The 22,680-nt window shown below is 57.2% G+C and carries 22 protein-coding genes and 1 riboswitch; of the genes, 16 read left to right on the top strand and 6 right to left on the bottom strand.

Annotated features, from left to right (window positions below):
* Window positions 1-317 precede the first annotated feature (317 nt).
* The 4 genes from HX884_RS12980 (at window position 318) to HX884_RS12965 (ending at window position 5,194) form a co-directional block, all read left to right on the top strand.
* Window positions 318-875 carry a fimbrial protein gene (locus tag HX884_RS12980; protein ID WP_038983453.1) on the top strand — a complete coding sequence of 186 codons (558 nt, stop codon included), beginning with the start codon at window positions 318-320 and terminating at the stop codon, window positions 873-875.
* Between the two features lie 76 nt (window positions 876-951).
* Window positions 952-3,387: a fimbria/pilus outer membrane usher protein gene (locus tag HX884_RS12975; protein ID WP_178328288.1), complete on the top strand. Its 2,436-nt coding sequence runs from the start codon at window positions 952-954 to the stop codon at window positions 3,385-3,387.
* Between the two features lie 9 nt (window positions 3,388-3,396).
* Window positions 3,397-4,152, top strand: a complete 756-nt coding sequence (locus HX884_RS12970; protein WP_178328286.1) for a molecular chaperone — start codon at window positions 3,397-3,399, stop codon at window positions 4,150-4,152.
* A complete protein-coding gene (locus HX884_RS12965) occupies window positions 4,136-5,194 on the top strand; it encodes a type 1 fimbrial protein (protein ID WP_038420609.1) in 1,059 nt (352 codons plus the stop codon). The genes HX884_RS12970 and HX884_RS12965 overlap by 17 nt, the downstream gene beginning before the upstream one ends.
* 45 nt (window positions 5,195-5,239) lie before the next feature.
* Here the strand turns inward: HX884_RS12965 and ribB are convergent, their stop codons facing one another.
* A complete protein-coding gene (ribB, locus tag HX884_RS12960; protein ID WP_008502964.1) occupies window positions 5,240-5,893 on the bottom strand; it encodes a 3,4-dihydroxy-2-butanone-4-phosphate synthase in 654 nt (217 codons plus the stop codon).
* Between the two features lie 106 nt (window positions 5,894-5,999).
* A riboswitch (FMN riboswitch) is annotated at window positions 6,000-6,150 on the bottom strand.
* Window positions 6,151-6,271: 121 nt separating this feature from the next.
* Between ribB and ubiK the strand changes: the two genes are divergently transcribed.
* A complete protein-coding gene (ubiK, locus tag HX884_RS12955) occupies window positions 6,272-6,568 on the top strand; it encodes a ubiquinone biosynthesis accessory factor UbiK (RefSeq protein ID WP_013098757.1) in 297 nt (98 codons plus the stop codon).
* 74 nt (window positions 6,569-6,642) lie between these two features.
* On the opposite strand, the gene hldE is transcribed toward ubiK, so the two are convergent.
* From hldE to HX884_RS12940, 3 genes are read right to left on the bottom strand one after another with little or no spacing between them, the layout of a single operon-like run.
* Window positions 6,643-8,073, bottom strand: coding sequence for a bifunctional D-glycero-beta-D-manno-heptose-7-phosphate kinase/D-glycero-beta-D-manno-heptose 1-phosphate adenylyltransferase HldE (hldE, locus tag HX884_RS12950; RefSeq protein WP_013098758.1), 1,431 nt, complete (start codon window positions 8,071-8,073; stop codon window positions 6,643-6,645).
* A gap of 40 nt (window positions 8,074-8,113) precedes the next feature.
* The gene (glnE, locus tag HX884_RS12945; protein ID WP_178328287.1) at window positions 8,114-10,972 is read right to left on the bottom strand and encodes a bifunctional [glutamate--ammonia ligase]-adenylyl-L-tyrosine phosphorylase/[glutamate--ammonia-ligase] adenylyltransferase; all 2,859 of its coding nucleotides are present in this window, start codon (window positions 10,970-10,972) and stop codon (window positions 8,114-8,116) included.
* 18 nt (window positions 10,973-10,990) lie between these two features.
* Window positions 10,991-12,292: an inorganic triphosphatase gene (locus HX884_RS12940; protein WP_178328285.1), complete on the bottom strand. Its 1,302-nt coding sequence runs from the start codon at window positions 12,290-12,292 to the stop codon at window positions 10,991-10,993.
* A 238-nt stretch (window positions 12,293-12,530) separates the two neighbouring features.
* On the opposite strand from HX884_RS12940, the gene HX884_RS12935 reads away from it, so the two are divergent.
* A complete protein-coding gene (locus tag HX884_RS12935) occupies window positions 12,531-13,151 on the top strand; it encodes a TIGR04211 family SH3 domain-containing protein (protein WP_013098761.1) in 621 nt (206 codons plus the stop codon).
* Window positions 13,152-13,212: 61 nt separating this feature from the next.
* Entirely contained in the window at window positions 13,213-14,454 is a 1,242-nt protein-coding gene (locus HX884_RS12930) for a multifunctional CCA addition/repair protein (RefSeq protein ID WP_023620520.1), read from the top strand.
* Between the two features lie 10 nt (window positions 14,455-14,464).
* Here HX884_RS12930 and bacA read toward each other — a convergent pair whose 3' ends face one another.
* Both bacA and folB read right to left on the bottom strand, forming a co-directional pair.
* Complete coding sequence (bacA, locus tag HX884_RS12925; protein ID WP_014833310.1) at window positions 14,465-15,286, bottom strand: undecaprenyl-diphosphate phosphatase; 822 nt, start codon at window positions 15,284-15,286, stop codon at window positions 14,465-14,467.
* A gap of 106 nt (window positions 15,287-15,392) precedes the next feature.
* Complete coding sequence (gene folB / locus HX884_RS12920; protein WP_178328284.1) at window positions 15,393-15,761, bottom strand: bifunctional dihydroneopterin aldolase/7,8-dihydroneopterin epimerase; 369 nt, start codon at window positions 15,759-15,761, stop codon at window positions 15,393-15,395.
* 107 nt (window positions 15,762-15,868) lie between these two features.
* Here folB and plsY point away from each other — a divergent pair, with 107 nt between their 5' ends.
* From plsY to ureG, 9 genes are all read left to right on the top strand, one after another.
* Window positions 15,869-16,483, top strand: coding sequence for a glycerol-3-phosphate 1-O-acyltransferase PlsY (plsY, locus tag HX884_RS12915; RefSeq protein ID WP_013098765.1), 615 nt, complete (start codon window positions 15,869-15,871; stop codon window positions 16,481-16,483).
* A gap of 690 nt (window positions 16,484-17,173) precedes the next feature.
* Window positions 17,174-18,001, top strand: coding sequence for an urease accessory protein UreD (locus HX884_RS12910; RefSeq protein WP_178328283.1), 828 nt, complete (start codon window positions 17,174-17,176; stop codon window positions 17,999-18,001).
* 10 nt (window positions 18,002-18,011) lie between these two features.
* Window positions 18,012-18,314 (top strand): urease subunit gamma, encoded by a 303-nt coding sequence (locus HX884_RS12905; protein ID WP_003862556.1) that lies wholly within the window; start codon window positions 18,012-18,014, stop codon window positions 18,312-18,314.
* A gap of 10 nt (window positions 18,315-18,324) precedes the next feature.
* The gene (locus HX884_RS12900) at window positions 18,325-18,639 is read left to right on the top strand and encodes an urease subunit beta (RefSeq protein ID WP_013098767.1); all 315 of its coding nucleotides are present in this window, start codon (window positions 18,325-18,327) and stop codon (window positions 18,637-18,639) included.
* Window positions 18,632-20,335: an urease subunit alpha gene (gene ureC / locus HX884_RS12895; RefSeq protein ID WP_178328282.1), complete on the top strand. Its 1,704-nt coding sequence runs from the start codon at window positions 18,632-18,634 to the stop codon at window positions 20,333-20,335. The genes HX884_RS12900 and ureC overlap by 8 nt, the downstream gene beginning before the upstream one ends.
* Window positions 20,336-20,344: 9 nt before the next feature.
* Window positions 20,345-20,809 carry an urease accessory protein UreE gene (gene ureE, locus HX884_RS12890; RefSeq protein WP_058651370.1) on the top strand — a complete coding sequence of 155 codons (465 nt, stop codon included), beginning with the start codon at window positions 20,345-20,347 and terminating at the stop codon, window positions 20,807-20,809.
* Window positions 20,810-20,818: 9 nt separating this feature from the next.
* Window positions 20,819-21,358, top strand: a complete 540-nt coding sequence (locus tag HX884_RS12885; RefSeq protein WP_058651371.1) for a HupE/UreJ family protein — start codon at window positions 20,819-20,821, stop codon at window positions 21,356-21,358.
* Window positions 21,358-22,032, top strand: a complete 675-nt coding sequence (locus tag HX884_RS12880; protein ID WP_013098771.1) for an urease accessory protein UreF — start codon at window positions 21,358-21,360, stop codon at window positions 22,030-22,032. Before HX884_RS12885 ends, HX884_RS12880 begins: the two co-directional genes overlap by 1 nt.
* A 9-nt stretch (window positions 22,033-22,041) precedes the next feature.
* Entirely contained in the window at window positions 22,042-22,659 is a 618-nt protein-coding gene (gene ureG / locus HX884_RS12875) for an urease accessory protein UreG (protein ID WP_013098772.1), read from the top strand.
* Window positions 22,660-22,680: the final 21 nt, after the last annotated feature.

The following is a 22,680-nucleotide window of genomic DNA, read 5'->3' as shown; positions in this document are numbered from 1 at the left end:
AACACAACCCGCTACGGGGGAGACTTACCCGAAATCTGATTTATTCAACAAAGCCTCCTGGACCATTCAGTAAAGACATTATTGTCAAAATAAATTATCAATAATTGATCAAAAAGCAGACCAGCATTTTCTTCTGGTCTGCTTATTTAGCCCCTCGCCCTCTTTTTTCTACGTAAGCCATTCACTTCAATAATTAATAAACGCATACTTAAAGAGACTTTAATTATTTTTAATCACGTATTGTTACAATTAGTTTTAGAATACAACCGCCTCAAACATCAATATCTCTTAAATATTATTCATAACAAGGATATTTCATGCGAAATATTTCAAAAACACTTTTGGCGGTTGCTTTAGGCTCTTTTATCTCTGGCAATGCACTGGCAAGCGATCAGGGCTCCGGTAAAATCACCTTTAAGGGCGTTATTATTGACGCACCATGCAATATTGCACCAGACAGTATTGATAAAGAGATTGAACTTGGCCAGTTCACCACGGCGGTGATGAATGTGAATAAAAAATCCACGGCGGTACCGGTTGATATCAACCTGGAAAACTGCCAGCTTGACGCTGCAGATGAAACCGCAACACCCGTCACCAAAGTGGACGTAACCTTCAGCAGCACCGCTACCGACGCAACCGATACCAGCCTGATGAGCAACACCTATGCGGGCGGCGCGCAGAACGTGGGCGTTCGTCTGCTGGATAATGCAGAGACCCCTATCACGCTTGGTACGGCTCAAACTGTCGATCTTTCTGCGGGTTCAGCGACCCAGACGCTGCACTTCAAAGCGCAGATGGAAGTGGTCGATGGTAAAACAGCAACGGCAGGCCAGGTCGAATCTACCGCGAATTACGTCCTGTTGTATAAATAAGCCCATACCGTTAATTATATTTCGGCTGGCAATATATTTGCCAGCCATTGCCGTAATTTTATTTGAGAGCTGAATGATGAAATACAGTGCATTTTCGATCATCATTGCTGGCTTTCTTACGCCTCTTCCACTGGCCGCCGTTGAATTTAATATTAACGCTATCGATAAAGATCAGCGCGGCAATGTTGATTTATCCCAGTTCAAAGATAAGAACCACGTTGCGCCGGGTCATTATTTCGTTAACGTTGCAATTAATAATACGCCACTCGCTAACGGCTGGCAGTTAGCCTGGTATAAAAAAGACGATACAACGGAAGTCTGCATTCCGTCCGATCTGGCGGACACTTTTGGTCTGGACGATAAGTACCGCAGCATGCTGACGGTTAACGCGGGCTGTGTCGACTTTTCCCCGCTGCCGCAGGTTCGTTTCGAGTTTATTCAGGCGACGCAAACGCTGGAAGTCACCCTACCTCAGGCCTGGCTACAGTACCGTTCCACCAACTGGATGCCGCCCGCGACCTGGGACAACGGTGTCTCAGGCGTGCTGCTGGATTACAATCTGTTTGCCAGCCGCTATCAGCCAGATGAGGGGTCAAGCAGCGATAACGTCAATACCTACGGGACCGCTGGCGCCAACCTGGGCGCCTGGCGACTGCGGGGAGATTATCAGTACGCCCTTAACCGTACGGAAGGGAGGTCGCAGAGCGACGGGCGCCTTTCTCGCGCCTACCTTTTTCGCCCTCTGCCTGCATTCGGCTCAAAGTTCACGCTGGGTGAGTCAGATTTTGAGTCGGATATTTTCGACGGATTTTCCTACACAGGAGCCTCACTTATCAGCGACGAGCGCATGCTCCCCTGGTCTCTGCGCGGCTACGCGCCACAAATTTCTGGTATTGCTCAGACGAATGCCACCGTGACCGTCAGCCAGGCAGACAGAATTATCTATCAAACCAAAGTCCCACCGGGCCCTTTCGTCATCCAGGATATCAACCAGTCCGTACAGGGAACGTTGGACGTCACCGTCGCCGAAGAAGACGGTCATACCAGCACCTTTCAGGTTTCTGCTGCCTCTGTGCCTTTCCTGACGCGACAAGGCCAGGTTCGCTATAAGCTGGCGGGCGGTAAACCCCGTCAGGACAGCTCGCATCAGGTCGAAAGCGAGGCCTTTTTAAGCAGCGAATTCTCCTGGGGCGTACTGTCCCGGACCTCCCTGTACGGCGGGATCCTGAACAGCGGTAATGATTACCGCGCGCTGGCGGCAGGTATCGGGCAGAACATGGATATGCTGGGCGCGCTGTCATTTGATGTCACCCAGGCCAGCAGCCAGCACGAGGGGGAAGCAAAGCAGACGGGATACAGTTACCGCATCAACTACAGCAAGCGTTTCGACACCACCGGGAGTCAGCTCACGCTTGCCAGCTACCGCTACTCCGACAGCCGCTTTCTCAGCTATGCCCGCTTTCTTGAAAAAGACCAGGGTAACGCGGAAACGGAAAAACAGACGCTGAGCATCACTGCCAGCCAGTACATTCCCGCCCTGTCGCTAAACCTTTACTTTGGTCTGCTGCGCCAGACCTGGTGGGACAGAGCCCCCTCCACCACCGGCACACTCACGGCAGGATACAACTTCGACCTTGGTCGCTGGAAAAATCTTGGCGTGACGGCCTCATTGAGCAAAACACATTATCAGGATCAAGGCGATGACACGCAGGTTTACTTCTCTTTAAGCATCCCTCTCGATCCGGATCATCGCCTCAATTACGATCTGAGAAACAGCGACACGACGCGTCAAACGCTCTCCTGGTATGACTCTTCAGACAGTAACAATACCTGGGGGATATCCGCTGGTACAGAGAGCAAAAAAACTGACGCCGGGGCGCAAGTCAGCGCCAATTATCAGCACTATGCCGGGACGGGAGATCTGAACCTGTCCGGAAGCTACAAGGCCCATGACTACCGTTCCGTCAGCGCGAGCTGGAACGGCTCGTTTACCGCAACCGCCCACGGGGCGTCGCTTCATCGCCGGAGCTACGGCAACGAACCGCGCGTGATGGTCAGCACGGAAGGGATCGGCAATATACCGCTGAATATGTCCCGCGATGCCACCAACATGTTTGGTATTGGCGTCCTGCCCGCCTTTTCGAGCTATATGCCCGCCAGCGTACAGGTCAATCTGAATAACCTGCCAGAGGGTGTCGATGTCGATAACCACGTCATTCGCTCCACCTGGACCGAGGGTGCAATCGGTTATCGGCTGATTGCCTCCCGTCAGGGTCAGGATGTTGCCGGGATCGTGCGTACCGCCAGCGGCACGCCGCCTCTCGGCGCCCAGGTGCGTGAGCAGGATTCAGGCAAAGAGGTGGGCATTATCGCCCAGGACGGACATATCTGGCTGGGGGCGGTAAAAGCTGAACAGCACTTTATCGTCACCTGGGGAGACGATCAGCAGTGTCATTTCTCCCTGCCAGCTTCTCTCGACAACACCACGCAGCTGATGCTGCCCTGCCAGTAACTTATCACTATGAAATCATACGTTTATTTAGCAGCACTCCTGTTTTGTGGCTCCGGCGTCTCGCAGGCGGCAATTAACCTGGACAGGACGCGCATCGTCTTTGCCGAAAGCGATAAAGCCAGCAGCCTGACCATTGAAAACCAGAGCAAATCGCTTCCCTACCTTGCCCTCGCCTGGGTGGAGGATCGGGACGGGCGCAAAGAGGACACCCATTTTATGGTCCTGCCGCCTATTCAGCGCATTGAACCCGGCGCCTCGTCACAGGTGCGGATCGTGAAACAGGCCGCGACGCAACAGCTGCCTGAAGATCGGGAAACGCTGTTTTATTTCAATCTGCGTGAAGTGCCGCCCAAAAGCGGGAGCCTGAAAGAGGAGCGCAGCGTCATGCAGGTGGCTATGCAGAGTCGCATAAAGTTGTTCTGGCGGCCGGAAAGCATTCGTAAAAAATCAGGTGAAGAGACGGAAATGCAGCTGTCGGTGACGCTGTCAGGCAAAACCATGCGCCTGAAAAACCCAACGCCCTATTTCATTACGCTGGCGTGGCTGAGCAATAACGGAAAAACCATGATGCCAGGCTTCGACAGCCTGATGATTAGCCCGTTTGCGACCAGTACGCTGACGCTAAGTGAAACAGAAGGAACGGGCTACAGCATAGGTTATATTGATGATTATGGTGCGCTACGCAAGGTCAATTTAACCTGTACCGGGTCAACACCATGCACGCTAACACCGCGCAAGGCAGGGCAAAATGCGACATCTCGCTAAGCTTTTCCTTTTTATGCTGGTGATGTGTCCCCTTAAGCAGGCGCTGGCGCTGAACTGCTACCTTGGCACACAAAATGGTCCGGTGGAGCAAACCAAAACGGTGTCAGAATTCTCAATCCCCAGCACAGCAAAAGTTGGGCAAAAGATTTGGGAATCCAGCGATATCAAAATCCCCGTGTATTGCGACAGAAATACCGCGTCAAATCATGAGAACGAAGACGTCTTCGCCTGGGTGAACCCTTATCCGTCGGTGTCGGATCCTTACTACGAACTCGGTGTAACCTACGAGGGTGCAGATTACGATGCCATCGGGCAAACCTACGGCGTGGATACCCGTCAGTGTCTGGACAACAACAGCCTGAGCAAATACACGGCCGAACAGTTAAAAGCGATGGGCTGGGAGAAATACATCTGTTCGGGGAATGCGTGGGATGTACATACCTCACGAACCTTTGCGGCACGCTTCAGGCTGTACGTTAAGCTCAAAGCGATACCGCCTCAGGGTTACGTCAGCACGCTTGGTGATTACATCGTCGTGCAGTTTGACGGCAAAGGCGGCGTAAATGCGCTTCCTGATGCCAAAAACCTCAAATATCACATTAACGGGCTGGAAAACATCAGGGTACTGGACTGCGGAGCGACGTTCAGTATTTACCCTGAAAATCAGGAGATCGACTTTGGCACCTTCAGCGCACGTGACATCGTCAATCAGGGCACGCGTACGCGAACGTTCTCGGTTAAAACCAGTAAAGTACAGGATGCGCAGTGTTCAGACGGATTTAAGATTGACTCGTCGTTCTATACCGATAGCGAGCTGACGGCCAGTGATACGGCGTTGCTGATTGGTAATGGCCTGAAGCTGCGCATTCTTAACGGCACACAGCCTTACACCTTCAATCAGTATGACGAGTACGCTGATTTTACCGGTTCGGTGCTGCATTTCGAGACCACGTACACCGCTGAGCTTTCACGTGCAGAGGGAAAGGGTATCGATTCTGGCCCTTTTGAAACGGTCGTGCTGTTTAAAATTAACTACCACTAGAGACAAAAAAGCCGGGTTTCCCCGGCTTTCTCATTCGTGCACCGTTCAGCTGGCTTTGCGCTCGTGCGCCTGACGGTACTCGATCAGATCTTCAATTGTCACCACCGGCATGTTGTGCAGGCGTGCAAAGGTGATGCACTCTGGTGCGCGCGCCATGGTGCCGTCATCGTTGGTCAGTTCACACAGTACGCCTGCAGGTTTGAAGCCTGCCAGCGTCACCAGATCGATGGTCGCTTCAGTGTGGCCACCACGGGTCAGCACACCGCCCGCCTGCGCACGCAGCGGGAAGACGTGGCCAGGACGGTGCAGGTCGGATGGCTTGGCGTCATCGGCAATTGCTGCACGGACAGTAGTCAGACGGTCAGCCGCGGAGACACCGGTAGTCACACCATGCGCGGCTTCGATGGTCACGGTAAAGCCGGTACCAAAGGCGCTGGTGTTGTTTTCGACCATCATCGGCAGCTCGAGCTGCTTACGGCGGTCTTCGGTAATACACAGGCATACGATGCCGCTGCCGTGACGGATGGTCAGCGCCATCTGCTCAACGGTCATGTTTTCGGCGGCGAAAATCATGTCGCCTTCGTTTTCACGGTTTTCATCGTCAAGCACCATCACGCCGCGGCCTTCGCGCAGGGCATCCAGTGCATGTTCAACACGTTGAGTTGAAGTGCCAAAAGAGGAAAGTAGCGTCTGATTCATGGTAAAAAAACCTCATTAACATTATGGTTACCAGAATCAGGGCAGTCTTAGGAGCGCCGTATAAGCGGCAAAAAGATAACGTGAGCGGGCCCATGCCCGACTGGATCGTTACTCTCTCCCATCCGGACTTTAACCGTCGGCCCCGGAATTACACCGGATCTGCTGACCTTTGAGAGTTCACCCAAAGCGCTCGCGGGCTTTCAGCATGACGCTGATTTACCGCCGGTGGGGAATTTCGCCCCGCCCTGAGAATAAGCGAGATAACTATAACGCTATTGATTAACCTGGGCAATGCATAAGCTTCAAACAAATCTGCTTTATCCTGGAGCATGACGCGCTACAATGTTCATCAACACCGTCTTATCAAGGGAAGCCACTATGATTGACCCGAAGAAAATTGAGCAAATTGCGCGTCAGGTTCATGAGTCCATGCCAAAAGGTATTCGTGAATTTGGTGATGACGTTGAGAAGAAAATCCGCCAGACGCTGCAGGCGCAGTTGGTTCGCCTTGATTTAGTGAGCCGCGAAGAGTTTGACGTGCAGACACAGGTTCTGCTGCGCACCCGTGAAAAGCTGGCGCTGCTGGAACAGCGTCTTACCGAGCTGGAAAACCGCAATACCCCGGAAGAAGTGAAGCCGGCACCAGCGATACCGCCGGTGGATGACCAGGCCTAAGTGCGGCCTGATGCCCTCACCCCAGCCCTCTCCCACGGGGAGAGGGTGAAATAACGGGCCAACTGGCCCGTTTTTTACTGACTGTCTTTCTGGATCTTTTTGATGATGTTGGTGGTTGAACACCCGTCCTCAAAGTTGAGCACCATCACTTCACCGCCGTTGGCCCAGACCTCTTCGCTGCCCGCGATTTGCTCCGGTTTGTAATCGCCGCCTTTCACCAGCAGGTCAGGCAGAATGCCTGCAATCAGACGCTGAGGCGTGTCTTCTTCAAACGGCACAACCCAGTCCACCGCTTCCAGCGCACCCAGCACAATCATACGCTGCTCCAGCGGATTCACCGGACGCGTTTCGCCCTTCAGACGTTTGGTCGAGGCATCGCTGTTCACCGCCACAATCAGACGATCGCCCAGCTTGCGCGCATTCGCCAGATAAGAGACATGGCCCGCGTGCAGAATGTCGAATACGCCGTTGGTCATCACCACTTTCTCACCGCGTTTACGCGCGGCGGCAACGGCCACTTTCAGCTCTTCTTCCGTCATGACGCCAAAACCGGTATCGGCGCGGCCGCGCACGGCGTTTTCCAGTTCGATTGGCGAAACGGTAGAGGTCCCGAGTTTACCGACAACCACGCCCGCCGCAGCGTTCGCGAAGTAGCACGCTTCTTCGAGGGAGTTACCCGCCGCCAGCGTTGCCGCCAGCACGCCGATCACCGTATCACCGGCACCCGTCACGTCATACACTTCCTGCGCCTGGGTTGGCATATGCAGCGGCGCCTTGCCCGGCTGCAGCAGCGTCATCCCCTGCTCGGAGCGGGTCACCAGCAGTGCAGACAGCTCGAAGTCAGCGATGATCTTCATGCCGCGCTCGACGATCTCCGCCTCCGACTTGCACTTGCCCGCCACCGCTTCAAACTCAGAGAGATTTGGCGTCAGCAGCGTTGCGCCGCGATAGCGCTCAAAGTCGGTGCCTTTCGGATCGATCAGTACCGGCACATTGGCTTTACGCGCCAACTGGATCATCTGCTGTACGCTTGCCAGTGCCCCTTTGGCGTAATCAGACAGTACCAGCGCGCCGATATTGCCCAGCGCCTGATTGATGCGCTCGTGCAGCGGCTCAGGATCCACACCCTCAAACCCTTCTTCAAAGTCGAGGCGGATCAGCTGCTGGTTACGCGACAACACGCGCAGCTTGGTAATGGTCGGGTGCGTCGGAACAGAAACGAAATCGCACTTCACGTTCACGTCCGCCAGCGACTTGCTCAGCGCGCGCGCCGCATCGTCGATACCGGTGAGGCCCACCAGACGCGAATGCGCGCCCAGAGAAGCAATGTTCATCGCCACGTTTGCCGCGCCGCCAGGACGCTCTTCAATGGTATCGACCTTAACGACCGGTACCGGTGCTTCCGGGGAGATACGGCTGGTCGGCCCATACCAGTAGCGATCCAGCATCACATCGCCGACAACCATAACTCCAGCACGTTCAAACTCTGGCAGTGTTACTTTCATTCCTGACTCCAGAAAGATTCACAATTTGCGCGCGATGATATCACACTTGTTTTGTTACGCACGGTTCCACCAGCCACTTCTGCCAGCTCGCTTTCACCTGGTCGCGTTCACGGGTAAAGCAGTCGAGCGCCACGTGGCCCGGCTGTTCCTGCAAGGCGAGGTGGTGCAACTCATCGCGCAGCGTGGTGTAGGCGCGGGTTAAGGCCTGCGCCTCCTGCTCATCCATGATGTCGTTTTGCGCAAGCAGCTCCAGAATGCGCACATTATCCGACCAGCGGGTCAGCTTCGGCTTGTCATGCGCGTGCAGGAGCACCAGATATTGGGTGATAAACTCAATGTCGGTAATGCCACCCTCATCGGCTTTAATATCAAACCGATCGCGGTGTTTATTGCCCAGATGCGCACGCATTTTTTCACGCATTTCGCGCACTTCGGTCTGCAACTTACTGCCCTCACGCGGGGTGGTCATCACCGCTTTACGAATGGCATCAAACTGCGTTTTTAACTGCGGATCGCCATACACCACGCGGGCGCGCACCAGCGCCTGATGCTCCCACGTCCAGGCTTCGTTTTTCTGATAATCGGCGAAGGATTCCGTTGAGGTCACCAGCATGCCAGCCGCGCCGGACGGACGCAGACGGGCATCCACTTCGTACAGAATGCCCGATGACGTGCGGGTGCTGAACAGGTGCATAATGCGCTGGGCCAGACGCAGATAGAACTGGCGCCCGTCAATTTCTCGCTCGCCGTCGGTCATCACGTCGGCCGGACAGTCGTGCAGGAAGATTAAATCCAGATCGGAGCTGTATCCCAGCTCCCACCCGCCGAGCTTACCGTAGCCCACCACGGCAAAACCGCGGCCTTCTCGTTCAGCAAGATGCTTCGGCTGGCCGTAACGCGCCACCATCTGGATCCACGCCTGATGCACCACCGCATCGATGATCGCTTCCGCCAGCCAGGTTAAGTGATCGCTCACTTTCATCACCGGCAGCGTTTCGGCAATATCTGCCGCCGCGACGCGCAGCATCTGGGCCTGTTTGAACTGGCGCAGCGCCTCCAGCTGCTGCTCTTCATCTTCTTCCGGTACGCGCAGCAGATACTGGCGCAACTCATCGCGGTAGGCATCGGTCGCCGTCGGCTGATAGAGGGTATTAGGATCGAGCAGTTCATCCAGCAGCAGCGGGTAACGCGCCAACTTGTTGGCCACCATCGGTGACGCCGCGCAGAGCGTAATCAGGTGCTTCAGCGCCCCCGGGAATTCGCTCAGCAGTTCAAGATAGGTGGTACGCGTAATAATGCCGCTCAGCAGCGGCATCATGCGGGAAAGCGGCACCGGGGCGTCGGCACGGGAACAGACATCGCTCAGCAGGTGCGGCATCAGGTGATCCAGCACCTGGCGACCACGCGGACCAATGGCACGCTTGTTGAGTTCGAGGCGGAAATCGGCAATCAGCGCCACCACCCGATGGCGATCGTCGTCGCTCAGGTGCGCCAGCACGGGCGTGGTGTCATCTTCCTGCAGGGCATCCTGCCACAGTTCACGCCAGTGTTCAGAGAGCGTATCGTCCTGCGATTCGCTTTCATCATCGCCAATCAGCTCGTTAAAGATACGGCGCACGCCTGCCATATGCGCCTCCAGCCGTTCGGTCAATGCGGCCCAGTCGTCCACGCGCATGCCCCAGGCCAGACGCGCCCGGTTCAGGTCATCCCCCGGCAGGGTCTGGGTTTGCTCGTCATTGATGCTTTGCAGCAGGTTTTCCAGACGACGCAGGAACAGATATGCCTCACGCAGGGTTTGCGCGTCCCCCTCTGGCAGGAGATGGAGTTGCTCAATCGCCGACAGCGTCGGGAGCAACGAGCGGGATTGCAGCGACGGCTCGCGACCACCGCGGATAAGCTGGAAGACCTGGACAATAAACTCGATTTCACGAATGCCACCCGCGCCGAGCTTAATGTTATCTTTCAGCCCACGACGGCGTACCTCACGGGCAATCATCCCTTTCATGTTACGCAGGGACTGGATCACGCTGAAGTCGATGTAGCGACGGAACACAAACGGGCGCAGCATGGCGCGTAGCTCGTTGGCGTAAGCGTCGTAGCTGTCACCCATGATCCGCGCTTTGACCATCGCGTAACGCTCCCAGTCGCGCCCCTGCTCCTGGTAGTAATCTTCCAGCGCCGCAAAGCTCAGCACCAGCGGGCCGCTGTCGCCAAACGGACGCAGACGCATATCCACGCGATAGACAAAACCGTCCTGCGTCGGCTGATCCAGCGCCTTGATCAGACGCTGGCCAAGACGGGTGAAGAACTGGGCATTGTCCAGCTCACGACGGCCTCCGCGCGTGGAGCCGTTCTCCGGCCAGGCAAAAATCAGGTCGATATCGGAGGAGAAGTTCAGCTCGCAGCCGCCCAGCTTGCCCATCCCCAGAATCAACAGCGGCTGAGGAACCCCTTCCTCGCTGCACGGCGTACCCCACTCTTTACAGCAGGCGGCGTAGAGCCAGTCTCGCGCGGCGACGATCAACGTCTGCGCCAGCTCGCTCAACTGCTGGAGCGTGCTCTCTTCGCTGACCAGCTCAAGCGACTGCGCCCAGGCAATGCGCACCATCACCCGGCGGCGGAACTGGCGCAAAACGCGCATCAGCGTGGCTTCATCCGCCACCTCAGCCAGCGCGCTTTGCAGCCAGCCTGCATAATGCCGCCACTCGTCAGCCTGCGGCGGGGCGTTTTCAAGCTCCACCAGCCAGTCCGGGTTAGCAGTAATACTTTCCTGCACAAAATCACTGAACGTGAGCACGCACTTTGCCTGCTCGCTTAACGATGACGCCGGTAATGACTCAGGCAGACGTTCGCAAACGGTCTGCCACTGCTGCTGTAACTGCGAAGAAAGCGGCATTATAGGGGTTCCTTGCCAGAGTTAACGTTTTCCGCTGTGCAGCCAGAATGGCTCCTGCGAAATGGCCTCGTTGCGGAAATGCTCAATCTCAATATGCTGACGGGTTTCGATGGCATGTTTCAGCCCCTGCCAGTTTTCCAGCCACGCCTGCGTTTTGATGTCATCATAGGCACCCGACAGCAGTAGCATGCAGTCGATGTTGCGCGTCAGACGGATCAGCTGGTCGCCGTACTGGTCACCCAGCGGATAAGCAAAGGTGGTTTTCAGCTCTGCGGCATGGCGGGAGAGGTGGATATCCGCGAAACGTTTGAAGTTTTCTGCGATTTTAGTCTGGGCTTTCGCGTCCAGGAAGGTGCGCCAGCCGCGCGTCACCAGAAACTCGGTCAACGCCAGTTTGGCGGCCGCGGTTTGCGGGCTGTAGATCGCCGTTTGCGCAGACACATCAGAGAGCATCAGCGCTTCAGTTTGCGTCAGCAGATCGCGTAAGTGAGCACTTGCTTTGCGAGGCACGATGCCGCCAAACAGCATCAGGGTATGACGAACCAGACCGATGGCGGCCAGGACGTGCGCTTTTGCGTTTTTCACATTACGCACCCAGAGCTCTTCGTGGTACTGCCACTGCGAAAGCGCCAGCTCCAGAGCCGCCTCCATGCCCTGCTCAACGCTGGCTTTTGGGGCTACGCGTAACACAGGGGTCTCTTTCAGCGCCCGTGGCGCATTCCCGGCGGCCAGATGATAGCCGCGGGCGGCTTTGCTGAGGCTGCCCTGACGCAAGCCTGACTGACTCACTAGCTTACGCGCCAGCTTCAGCACGTCGTTCGTCTCGCCTTCCAGCAGTTCAAGCTCCAGTTCGCAAATTGGCTCCTGGTATTCCCCCGCTTTCACCTCGCCCAAATCAAGGGCGATTTCAATGCGGCTTTTGCCTTCCGTTACCAGCCATTTCTCGCGCCAGAAATCGGTACTGAACAGCGGCTGCACCTCTGCTGCCAGGGTGGATGGCAGTTCGCCGTTTGGCCACACTTCTGCCGGAAAACGTTCCAGCTCAAGTTCTGGCTGATTGATGTCGATATTGTATTCGGGGCGCTGATGCAAACCGCCCACAACGCGACCGGCGATTTTCATCGTCATCTCGTAGCGTCCGTTCGCGCCGCGGATGCGCAAGCCCATATCATGACGACGCAGCCAGTTGTCCGGCGTTTCGTAATAGATATTGAGCAGCTGTACGGGTTCATGGTGTTCGCCGGACAGCGTTTGCAGATGCTGGCGGAGCGCGTCAACGCTGTCTTTTTCGACGATAAACTTTAATTCGATCTCTTGTGCCATAGCCTTGTACTTTTGCGTGCGTCACAGACGCGTCGATGAAGGCGAACTTCCTCGCCATTTGTTTGTCAGTACATAGTATTTTGCGCCAAATTGCCACGCAATGAGCAATTTGACGGGCGTAAAAAGTTTGCAGCGGCGGCAATCGGGACACAGATGATTCTGATTGATGACGAATCCTTTGCGTAGAGACACTGATGCCACTACTATCGTTCCACTATTTATGAAAATAACGACTGATATGCTTAAATTACGCCTGATTGGACTTACTTTACTCGCTTTTAGCGCCGCGACTGCGGTCCACGCTGAAGAAAAGCGTTACGTTTCTGACGAACTGAACACCTGGGTACGTAGCGGCCCCGGAGATAATTATCGCCTCGTGGGTACGGTAAATGCCGGCGAGGAAGTCACCCTGTTACAGACCAACACCGAGACCAATTATGGTCAGGTTCGCGACAGTTCCGGCCGTACCTCCTGGATCCCCCTGAAAGAGCTGAGCACCGTGCCAAGCCTGCGCACCCGCGTGCCGGATCTGGAAAACCAGGTGAAAACCCTCACCGACAAGCTGAACAACATTGACGGTACCTGGAACCAGCGCACCGCTGAAATGCAGCAGAAAGTCGCGCAGAGCGACAGCGTGATTAACGGTCTGAAAGAAGAGAACCAGAAACTGAAAAATGAGCTGATTGTGGCGCAGAAGAAGGTGAATGCCGCTAATCTGCAGCTCGATGACAAACAGCGCACCATCATCATGCAGTGGTTTATGTATGGCGGCGGCGTGCTGGGCGTCGGCCTGGTGCTGGGTCTTGTTCTGCCACACCTGATCCCAAGCCGTAAACGTAAAGACCGCTGGATGAACTAATTCGTCTTCTCTGCCAGACTTACGTATTATCTTGCCAAAAGAGAAAACGGGAGTGTAGGGCGTGAAGAGTTATCTGGTCGGTGGTGCGGTACGTGATGCGTTGTTAGGTCTGCCGGTCAAAGATAAAGACTGGGTGGTGGTAGGCGCCACCCCCGAAGAGATGCTTAACGCGGGCTACCAGCAGGTAGGCCGCGATTTTCCCGTGTTTCTCCATCCGCAAAGCCGGGAAGAGTACGCCCTGGCGCGTACGGAGCGTAAATCCGGTTCCGGCTATACTGGCTTCACTTGCTATGCCGCGCCCGACGTCACGCTGGAGCAGGATCTCCTGCGTCGCGATCTCACCATCAACGCGCTGGCGCAGGACGAGAACGGCCAGATCGTTGATGCTTATGGCGGCCAGGACGATCTGCGCAACCGTCTTTTACGTCACATCTCCCCGGCGTTTTCGGAAGATCCGCTCCGGGTGCTGCGCGTGGCGCGCTTTGCCGCACGTTACGCCCATCTCAGTTTCCGTATTGCCGATGAGACGATGGCGCTGATGACCGCCATGACCGAGGCGGGTGAGCTTGAACACCTGACGCCAGAGCGCGTCTGGAAAGAGACGGAGAACGCCCTCACCACCCGCAACCCACAGGTCTTTTTCCAGGTGCTGCGCGACTGCGGCGCCCTGAAGGTGCTGTTCCCGGAGATAGACGCGTTGTTTGGTGTGCCTGCCCCGGCGAAATGGCACCCGGAAATCGACACTGGCGTGCACACCCTGATGACGCTCAGTATGGCGGCCATGCTCAGCCCGGAGGTGGACGTGCGCTTCTCAACGCTGTGCCACGATCTCGGTAAAGGCTTAACGCCAAAAGAGTTCTGGCCTCGTCACCACGGGCACGGCCCGGCAGGGGTGAAGCTGGTCGAGGGGCTGTGCCAGCGCCTGCGGGTGCCGAACGAGATCCGCGATCTGGCGAAACTGGTGGCCGAATTCCACGACCTTATCCACACCTTCCCGATCCTGAAACCGGCCACCATCGTTAAGCTTTTCGATAACATCGATGCCTGGCGTAAACCCCAGCGCGTCGAGCAGATCGCGCTCACCAGCGAGGCTGACGTGCGCGGGCGCACCGGGTTCGAAGCGTGCGACTATCCGCAGGGGCGTTTGCTGCGCGCCGCGTGGGAGGTGGCCAAAGCCGTGCCAACCAAAGAGGTCGTCGAAGCAGGATTTAAAGGCCCGGAAATTCGCGAAGAGCTGACGAAACGGCGGATTCAGGCGGTATCAGAGTGGAAGGAAAAGCATTGCCCTCAGCCAAAAGACTGAGGGCAGCAGGTCAGAAGAAGACCACGTAAACCGCAGCCGCGACGATAAAGCGGTAGATCGCGAACGGGATAAACGAGATACGCTTAATCAGTTGCAGGAAGGTTTTAATGGCAATCAGCGCCACGATAAAGGCGGTGATAAAGCCCACGGCGAACATCGGAATATCGCCCGTGGTGAGAAAACCAATGCTTTTGTAGAGGTCCAGCGCGGTGGCGCCCATCATCATCGGCACCGCCAGCAGGAACGAGAACTCAGATGCCGCGTAACGGCTTACACCCATCAGCATCCCGCCGGAAATCGTTGCTCCTGAACGGGAGAAGCCCGGCCACAGCGCCAGACACTGGAAGCAGCCAATGATAAAGGCCTGGCGATACGTCATATCGTCCAGACCTTCTGCGCGCGGCGTTTTTGGCTTCAGCACTTCCGCCGCAATCAGCAGGAAACCACCGACCACCAGCGCGTACATTACGTTAATCGGGTTAAACAGCGATTTGATGGTGTCGTGGAAAACCAGCCCCAGCACCACCGCCGGGATCATCCCGAGCAGGATATGAATCAGCGTCAGGCGGCCCTTGCTCTCTCCTTCACGCTGTGGCAAACGCCCGAAGTGGATGCCGATCAGCCCAAACAGACGACGCCAGAACATCACGACCACAGCCAGAATGGACCCCAACTGAATGACCACCTCGAACGTCTTTGCGGTATCGCCTTCAAAGCCCAGCAGGTGGCCAACAATAATCATATGGCCCGTACTGGAAACCGGCAAAAACTCCGTCAATCCTTCGACCACACCCAGAATTGCCGCCACCAGCAGCGAGTGCATATCGCTCATCTATAAACCCCTAAAAAAATATAAAAAAAACGGTCGCCCCAACAGCTACCGTGAAAGATACAGCTTTAAGACCGATATAACCTAAAATGGTTTAGCTATTATGACGTTAAATCTTTCCTTTCAGATTTGTGCCACGCTCGATGATGACCCCCACATTGGCGGCACGCGCCACCGCGCCCGGCTTACTCAGCTTAATGCGCACCCACGGCGAGTTGAATTTGGTCAGCAGTAACTCTGCCACCTCTTCTGCCACGCGCTCCACCAGCGCAAAACGCTGCCCTTCAACGAGGGCGATGACCGTTTCACTGATGTCGGCATAGCTCAGACAGTCATTCACGTCATCACTTTTTGCCGACTTGCGGTTATCCCAGCCCATTTCGATATCGAACACCAGCTTCTGCTCGATGGTCTGTTCCCAGTCGTAAACACCAATAGTGGTGATTACCGAAAGTTGCTCTATAAATACAATATCCATCACGACCTGCCTGCTTTTTGGCTAAACCGGATACCACTTCCGGTGAATTATGCGTATTATCCACAGATGCTGAGAATACAGATACATTTTCAAAACGGAACAGCGTTATGAGTGCAATCGCGCCTGGAATGATTCTCCTCGCCTACCTTTGCGGCTCAATCTCCAGCGCCATTCTGGTCTGCCGCATTGCCGGGTTACCTGACCCGCGCGAAAGTGGCTCCGGGAATCCGGGAGCGACCAATGTACTACGAATTGGCGGCAAGGGAGCAGCCGTAGCGGTTTTGATTTTTGACGTTCTGAAAGGGATGTTACCCGTCTGGGGCGCGTATGCGCTGGGCGTGACCCCGTTCTGGCTGGGGCTTATTGCCATCGCCGCCTGTGTCGGCCACATCTGGCCCGTATTCTTCGGTTTTAAAGGCGGCAAAGGCGTCGCGACGGCCTTTGGTGCCATCGCGCCCATCGGCTGGGATCTCACCGGCGTGATGGCAGGCACCTGGCTGCTGACTATTCTTCTGAGCGGCTATTCGTCGCTGGGCGCCATCGTCAGCGCGCTGATTGCCCCGTTCTACGTCTGGTGGTTTAAACCCCAGTTCACCTTCCCGGTGTCGATGCTCTCCTGCCTTATCCTGCTGCGTCATCACGATAATATTCAGCGTCTGTGGCGACGTCAGGAGACGAAAATCTGGGCGCGGTTAAAGCGGAAGAAGAGAGAGACGCGGTAGGGTTTTATTTACTTTTAGTGGAATTGTTCCGTTCACTTTATGACCAACAGAATATGACGTTCCGGAACCCGTGAACGTGATAAGGGGGCCACCGCGGCCCCCTTATCAATCCCCGCGGCCCCGCGACGAAATCGGTGCTTCGCACTGCGCTCACCTCACGACCCGCTGCCTGCGGTCGGCTCAACTCGACATCCTGTCTCGATTCGCCTCTGGCCGCCATCCCTGGCGTCCAGCCCTTGTCATCCGGTCTCCGGTTCGCCGATTTCAGCGGGGACTCAACACCCGTGCCACATTCAAACTGCTGAGAAGGTTGAGGAAACGCCTGATCCGGCTGAAAATCGCTGAGGCGTTGACCGCAGGCCGGGGCGACGCGCATGGATGCGCCAAGAGGGCGTGACCTACATGGATGTAGGATCACGCCCGACCCGATAGCCGGAGGGAATAAGCCGAAGGGACCGCGCAGCGGCGATTTTCTTTGCCGGGAGCCGGGATTGTTAAGGGGGCGGCGGGAGCCCCCTTAACACGTTCACCGCAGCGGGATACCCATAAAGCAGAAAAGCCATAGTGAACGGAACCCTTCCACCACAGCCCCAAAATACAGGCCCCCATCCATAAGCGACTCATATGACAGCCTTCATTTCCGCCAGGGCATACTGAAACGTATCTCCCGGGCGCGCGAATGGAAGCACCATGTTAGCAACTCAGGTCACTGATAGTTCGTACAAAGGCTGGCAGGCCTCGCTTGACCTGCGGTTTTGCCACACGCCTGAGAAAACCCTCCTCCATGCCGCGCACCACGTCGGGCCGCTCACGGTACAGCGTCCGTTCTACCCCGAAGGGGAAACCTGCCACCTCTACCTGCTGCACCCGCCGGGCGGTGTGGTGGGTGGTGACAGGCTGGATATTACCGTACGTCTGGACGCCAATAGCCACGCGCTTATCACCATGCCCGGCGCCAGTAAGTTCTATCGCAGCAGCGGCCCACAGGCCCGCCTTAACCAGCACTTTTATCTCGATGAGGCGTCCACGCTGGAGTGGCTGCCGCAGGACACCATTATCTTTCCCGGCGCCAGTGCCGCGCTGCGCTCCGTCTTCCACCTGAAGGCCTCCAGCACGCTGCTGGCGTGGGAGCTGTACTGTCTGGGTCGCCCGGTGATCGGCGAGACCTTCAGCCACGGCACGCTGGAGAGCCGCCTTGAGGTCTGGGTGGATGACGAGCCACGTCTGATTGAGCGTCAGCATCTCAGCGACGGCGATCTTACCCCTGTTGCCGGGCATCCGTGGCTCGGCACGCTGCTGTTCTATCCGGCCGGAGAAATGCACCTCGACACGGCGCGTGAGCTGCTCGCACCACTGAATACCTTTGCCGGGGCGACGCTCACTGACGATCTGCTGTCGGTGCGTTTTCTCTCCCACGACAATCTGATTTGCCAGCGGGTGATGCGCGATATCTGGCAGTCGCTTCGCCCGCTTCTCACCACCAAAACCGCCTGTTCGCCGCGTATCTGGCAGACATAAGAGAAACGTTATGGAACTGACCCCCAGAGAAAAAGACAAGCTGTTGCTGTTCACCGCCGCGCTGGTTGCCGAACGCCGCCTTGCGCGCGGGGTAAAGCTCAATTACCCGGAATCGGTCGCGCTAATCAGCGCCTTCATTATGGAAGGCGCGCGCGATGGCGAAACCGTCGCCTCGCTGATGGAAGCGGGCCGTCACGTCCTGACGCGTGACCAGGTGATGGAAGGCGTACCGGAGATGATCCCGGATATTCAGGTGGAAGCCACCTTCCCGGACGGGTCAAAACTCGTCACCGTGCATAACCCGATCGTGTAAGGAGCGCGTGATGATCCCAGGCGAATACCAGATCCAGTCCGGCAATATTGCCCTCAACGTCGGGCGAGAAACCCGGCTTATCATCGTCGAAAACCACGGCGACCGACCTATCCAAGTAGGGTCGCACTATCACTTTTACGAGGTGAATCCGGCGCTGAAATTTGACCGGGAAGCCACCCGGGGCTTTCGACTGAATATCCCGGCAGGCACCGCGGTGCGGTTCGAACCCGGCCAGAAGCGCGAAGTGACGCTGGTGAAGGTCACCGGGGCGCAGCGCATTTTCGGTTTCCGGGGTGACGTGATGGGGGAAGTGAAAAATGGCTGAGATTTCGCGCCAGGCTTATGCCGATATGTTCGGCCCCACCACCGGCGATAAAGTGCGTTTAGCCGACAGCGAGCTGTGGATCGAAGTCGAAAACGATCTCACCGTCTACGGCGAAGAGGTCAAATTCGGCGGCGGGAAAGTGATCCGCGACGGTATGGGCCAGGGGCAGATGACCGCGGATGACTGCGTGGATCTGGTGCTGACTAACGCGTTGATTGTCGATCACTGGGGGATCGTGAAAGCGGATATCGGCGTGAAGAACGGGCGGATCTTTGCCGTTGGCAAAGCCGGTAACCCGGACATTCAGCCCGGGGTGACGATCCCGATCGGTGCCGCCACGGAAGCGATCGCCGCCGAAGGGAAGATCGTCACCGCTGGCGGGATCGACACTCATATCCACTGGATCTGCCCGCAGCAGGCCGAAGAGGCGCTGGTTTCCGGCGTCACGACGATGATCGGCGGCGGTACAGGTCCCGCGGCAGGGACCAACGCCACCACCTGCACGCCGGGGCCGTGGTATATCGCCCGCATGCTGCAGGCTGCCGATACCCTGCCGGTGAATATCGGCCTGCTGGGCAAAGGCAACGGTTCTAACCCGGATGCCCTGCGCGAGCAGATAGCCGCCGGGGCCATCGGGCTTAAGATCCACGAAGACTGGGGCGCAACGCCTGCGGCCATCAACTGCTCGCTGGAGGTGGCGGAAGAGATGGATATCCAGGTGGCGCTGCACAGCGACACGCTGAACGAATCCGGTTTCGTCGAAGACACGCTGGCAGCTATCGGCGGGCGCACCATCCATACCTTCCACACGGAAGGGGCCGGTGGCGGCCACGCGCCGGATATTATTACCGCCTGTGCGCACCCGAATATTCTGCCCTCCTCCACCAACCCGACCCTGCCCTATACGGTCAATACCATCGATGAACATCTCGATATGCTGATGGTCTGCCATCACCTCGACCCGGATATCGCCGAGGATGTGGCTTTTGCCGAATCGCGTATTCGCCGGGAAACCATCGCTGCGGAAGATGTGCTGCACGATATCGGCGCATTCTCGCTGACCTCCTCTGATTCCCAGGCGATGGGCCGCGTGGGCGAAGTGATTCTCCGCACCTGGCAGGTGGCGCACCGCATGAAGGTGCAGCGCGGCGCACTGTCGGAAGAGACTGGCGATAACGACAACTTTCGCGTGAAGCGCTACATCGCCAAATACACCATTAACCCGGCGCTGACGCACGGTATCGCCCATGAAGTGGGCTCCATCGAAGCGGGCAAGCTGGCGGATTTAGTGGTCTGGTCCCCGGCGTTCTTTGGCGTGAAACCCGCCACCATCGTCAAGGGTGGGATGATCGCCTGCGCTCCGATGGGCGATATCAACGCCTCGATTCCCACGCCGCAACCGGTCCATTATCGTCCGATGTTTGGCGCACTGGGTGCCGCACGTCACGCCACCCGGCTGACGTTTGTCTCGCAGGCTGCGGCCGCGCAGGGGATAGCGCAACAGCTCAACCTGCAGAGCGCCACGGCGGTGGTCAAAGGCTGCCGCACGGTGAAAAAGGCCGACATGATCCACAACGGCCTGCAGCCAAATATCACCGTCGATTCGCAAACCTATGAAGTGCGCGTCGACGGCGAACTGATAACCAGCGAACCGGCTGACGTTCTGCCGATGGCGCAACGCTATTTTCTGTTTTGAGGAGTGATGATGATCTATTTAACCCAACGCCTGGACCATGCGCATCCGATTACCGCCAGCGTCACGCTGCCGATTGACGTGCGGGTGAAAAGCCGCGCCCGCGTGGCGCTGAACGACGGCCGCGAAGCCGGGCTCATGCTGCCGCGCGGTGTACTGTTGCGCGGCGGCGACCTGCTCTGTAACGAAGACGGCAGCGAAGTCATCGAAGTGATTGCCGCCCCGGAGTCCGTCTCCGTGGTGCGCTGCGACGATCCGTTCCTCCTCGCCCGCGCCTGCTATCACCTGGGCAACCGCCACGTGCCGCTGCAAATCATGCCCGGCGAGTTGCGCTATCACCACGATCACGTCCTCGACGACATGCTGCGCCAGTTTGGGCTGGCGGTCACCTTCGCCAGCCTGCCGTTTGAACCTGAAGCGGGGGCCTACACCAGCGAGGCCCACAGCCATAGCCACTCTCACGCTCATTCACATTAAGGATTAATCATGCGTAAGTATTTACCCCTGTTACTGCTGGCCTTTTCCCTGCCTGCACTGGCACATCCGGGACACGGTGCCGACAGCTTCCATGCTGGTTTTTTCCACCCGCTGACCGGACTTGATCACCTGCTGATGCTCGCCGGTGCGGGCGTGCTCTCCGCGCTGAGCGGCCGCAAGCTGCTGCTGCCTTTTGCCACCCTCGGGATGATGCTTGTCGGTGCCATTGCGGGCAGCCTGCTCGGCGGCTTTAGCGGCATGGAGATGCTGATTATCGCCTCGCTGGGCGTCTGCGGCGTGATGATGTTTAAAACCGAAAATCGTCTGTTGCTGGCGGTGCCTGCCCTGGCGATGTTCCACGGCTGGGCGCACGGGGTGGAGATGTCCGGCCACAGCTTCTGGCTCTTCACCAGCGGCTTTATGCTGGCCAGCTCCACGGTGCTGTGCGCCAGCTTCGCCGCCGGGTTACTGCTGCGCCGTCACGACGGACTGCGTAAAACCTTTGGCGGTGGGCTTATCGTCTCTGCCCTGCTGGCGCTGATGAGCTGATGGAACTCGCCCGCCAACGGCTGCGTCTGATGCAGCTCTCCAGTAGCAGCCTGCCGGTCGGGTCGTTTACCTGGTCGCAGGGGCTGGAGTGGGCCGTCGAGACAGGCTGGGTTACCGACGCAGAGGCGTTCAAAAACTGGCAAACCCTGCAGATGGAGCAGAGCTTTTTCTGCGTCGACCTGCCGCTATTTGCCCGGCTCTACCGGGCCTGTGAAGAGGGCGATCTGGCGGCAGCAAAACGCTGGACGTCATACCTGCTCGCCTGCCGGGAAACCCGTGAACTGCGGGAAGAAGAACGCAATCGCGGCGCCGCCTTTACGCGGCTCATCAAAAGCTGGGAGCCGGACTGCCCGCCCCTCTGGCAGCCGCTGTTTATGCAAAGCCAGCTCAGCGGCATGGCGTGGCTTGGCGTGCGTTGGGGTATTAGCGCGCACGAGCTGGCCCTGAGTCTGGGCTACAGCTGGATTGAGAGCGCGGTAATGGCTGGCGTCAAGCTGGTACCGTTTGGGCAACAGGCCGCACAACAGCTGATTATTGAACTCAGCGACCATTTTGCCGCCGGGTTTGAACAGGCATTTTTACGTGACGATGAGGCACTGGGCGCGGCGACGCCGCTTTCCGCCATCGCCTCTGCCCGCCACGAAACACAATATTCACGGTTATTCCGTTCCTGAGGATGCAACATGGCTGATTACAAACATCCCCTGCGCGTTGGCGTGGGCGGCCCGGTCGGTTCGGGCAAAACCGCGCTGCTGGAAGCGCTCTGCAAGGCGATGCGCGACACGTATCATCTGGCGGTAGTGACGAACGATATCTACACCAAAGAGGATCAACGCATTCTGACCGAAGCGGGCGCGCTTGAGCCGGAGCGCATTGTGGGCGTAGAGACGGGCGGCTGTCCGCACACCGCCATTCGCGAAGATGCCTCGATGAACCTGGCCGCAGTGGAAGCGCTCAGCGAGAAGTTCGGCAATCTGGATCTGATCTTCGTCGAAAGCGGCGGCGATAACCTGAGCGCCACCTTCAGCCCGGAGCTGGCGGATCTGACGATCTACGTTATCGACGTCGCCGAAGGGGAGAAGATCCCGCGCAAGGGCGGGCCGGGGATCACCAAATCCGATTTTCTGGTGATCAACAAAACCGATCTCGCGCCGTACGTGGGTGCCTCGCTGGAGGTGATGGCGCGCGACACTAACCGCATGCGCGGCGAACGTCCGTGGACCTTTACCAACCTGAAAGCGGGTGACGGTCTGGCAACGATTATTGCGTTTCTGGAAGAGAAAGGGATGCTGCGGATCTGAAAAAAGGCCTGGCGCAATGCC

It is taken from the genome of Enterobacter sp. SECR19-1250 (assembly GCF_013391025.1).
GTDB lineage: Bacteria > Pseudomonadota > Gammaproteobacteria > Enterobacterales > Enterobacteriaceae > Enterobacter > Enterobacter cloacae.
This window is presented reverse-complemented; position numbering and strand designations above follow the sequence as displayed.

What these genes read in the sequence shown, in the direction of transcription:
- HX884_RS12980 (WP_038983453.1), top strand. Translation starts at nt 318, where the DNA reads ATGCGAAATATTTCAAAAACACTTTTGGCGGTTGCTTTAGGCTCTTTT.
- HX884_RS12975 (WP_178328288.1), top strand. Translation starts at nt 952, where the DNA reads ATGAAATACAGTGCATTTTCGATCATCATTGCTGGCTTTCTTACGCCT.
- HX884_RS12970 (WP_178328286.1), top strand. Translation starts at nt 3,397, where the DNA reads ATGAAATCATACGTTTATTTAGCAGCACTCCTGTTTTGTGGCTCCGGC.
- HX884_RS12965 (WP_038420609.1), top strand. Translation starts at nt 4,136, where the DNA reads ATGCGACATCTCGCTAAGCTTTTCCTTTTTATGCTGGTGATGTGTCCC.
- ribB (WP_008502964.1), bottom strand. Translation starts at nt 5,893, where the DNA reads ATGAATCAGACGCTACTTTCCTCTTTTGGCACTTCAACTCAACGTGTT.
- ubiK (WP_013098757.1), top strand. Translation starts at nt 6,272, where the DNA reads ATGATTGACCCGAAGAAAATTGAGCAAATTGCGCGTCAGGTTCATGAG.
- hldE (WP_013098758.1), bottom strand. Translation starts at nt 8,073, where the DNA reads ATGAAAGTAACACTGCCAGAGTTTGAACGTGCTGGAGTTATGGTTGTC.
- HX884_RS12940 (WP_178328285.1), bottom strand. Translation starts at nt 12,292, where the DNA reads ATGGCACAAGAGATCGAATTAAAGTTTATCGTCGAAAAAGACAGCGTT.
- HX884_RS12935 (WP_013098761.1), top strand. Translation starts at nt 12,531, where the DNA reads ATGCTTAAATTACGCCTGATTGGACTTACTTTACTCGCTTTTAGCGCC.
- bacA (WP_014833310.1), bottom strand. Translation starts at nt 15,286, where the DNA reads ATGAGCGATATGCACTCGCTGCTGGTGGCGGCAATTCTGGGTGTGGTC.
- folB (WP_178328284.1), bottom strand. Translation starts at nt 15,761, where the DNA reads ATGGATATTGTATTTATAGAGCAACTTTCGGTAATCACCACTATTGGT.
- plsY (WP_013098765.1), top strand. Translation starts at nt 15,869, where the DNA reads ATGAGTGCAATCGCGCCTGGAATGATTCTCCTCGCCTACCTTTGCGGC.
- HX884_RS12910 (WP_178328283.1), top strand. Translation starts at nt 17,174, where the DNA reads ATGTTAGCAACTCAGGTCACTGATAGTTCGTACAAAGGCTGGCAGGCC.
- HX884_RS12905 (WP_003862556.1), top strand. Translation starts at nt 18,012, where the DNA reads ATGGAACTGACCCCCAGAGAAAAAGACAAGCTGTTGCTGTTCACCGCC.
- HX884_RS12900 (WP_013098767.1), top strand. Translation starts at nt 18,325, where the DNA reads ATGATCCCAGGCGAATACCAGATCCAGTCCGGCAATATTGCCCTCAAC.
- ureC (WP_178328282.1), top strand. Translation starts at nt 18,632, where the DNA reads ATGGCTGAGATTTCGCGCCAGGCTTATGCCGATATGTTCGGCCCCACC.
- ureE (WP_058651370.1), top strand. Translation starts at nt 20,345, where the DNA reads ATGATCTATTTAACCCAACGCCTGGACCATGCGCATCCGATTACCGCC.
- HX884_RS12885 (WP_058651371.1), top strand. Translation starts at nt 20,819, where the DNA reads ATGCGTAAGTATTTACCCCTGTTACTGCTGGCCTTTTCCCTGCCTGCA.
- HX884_RS12880 (WP_013098771.1), top strand. Translation starts at nt 21,358, where the DNA reads ATGGAACTCGCCCGCCAACGGCTGCGTCTGATGCAGCTCTCCAGTAGC.
- ureG (WP_013098772.1), top strand. Translation starts at nt 22,042, where the DNA reads ATGGCTGATTACAAACATCCCCTGCGCGTTGGCGTGGGCGGCCCGGTC.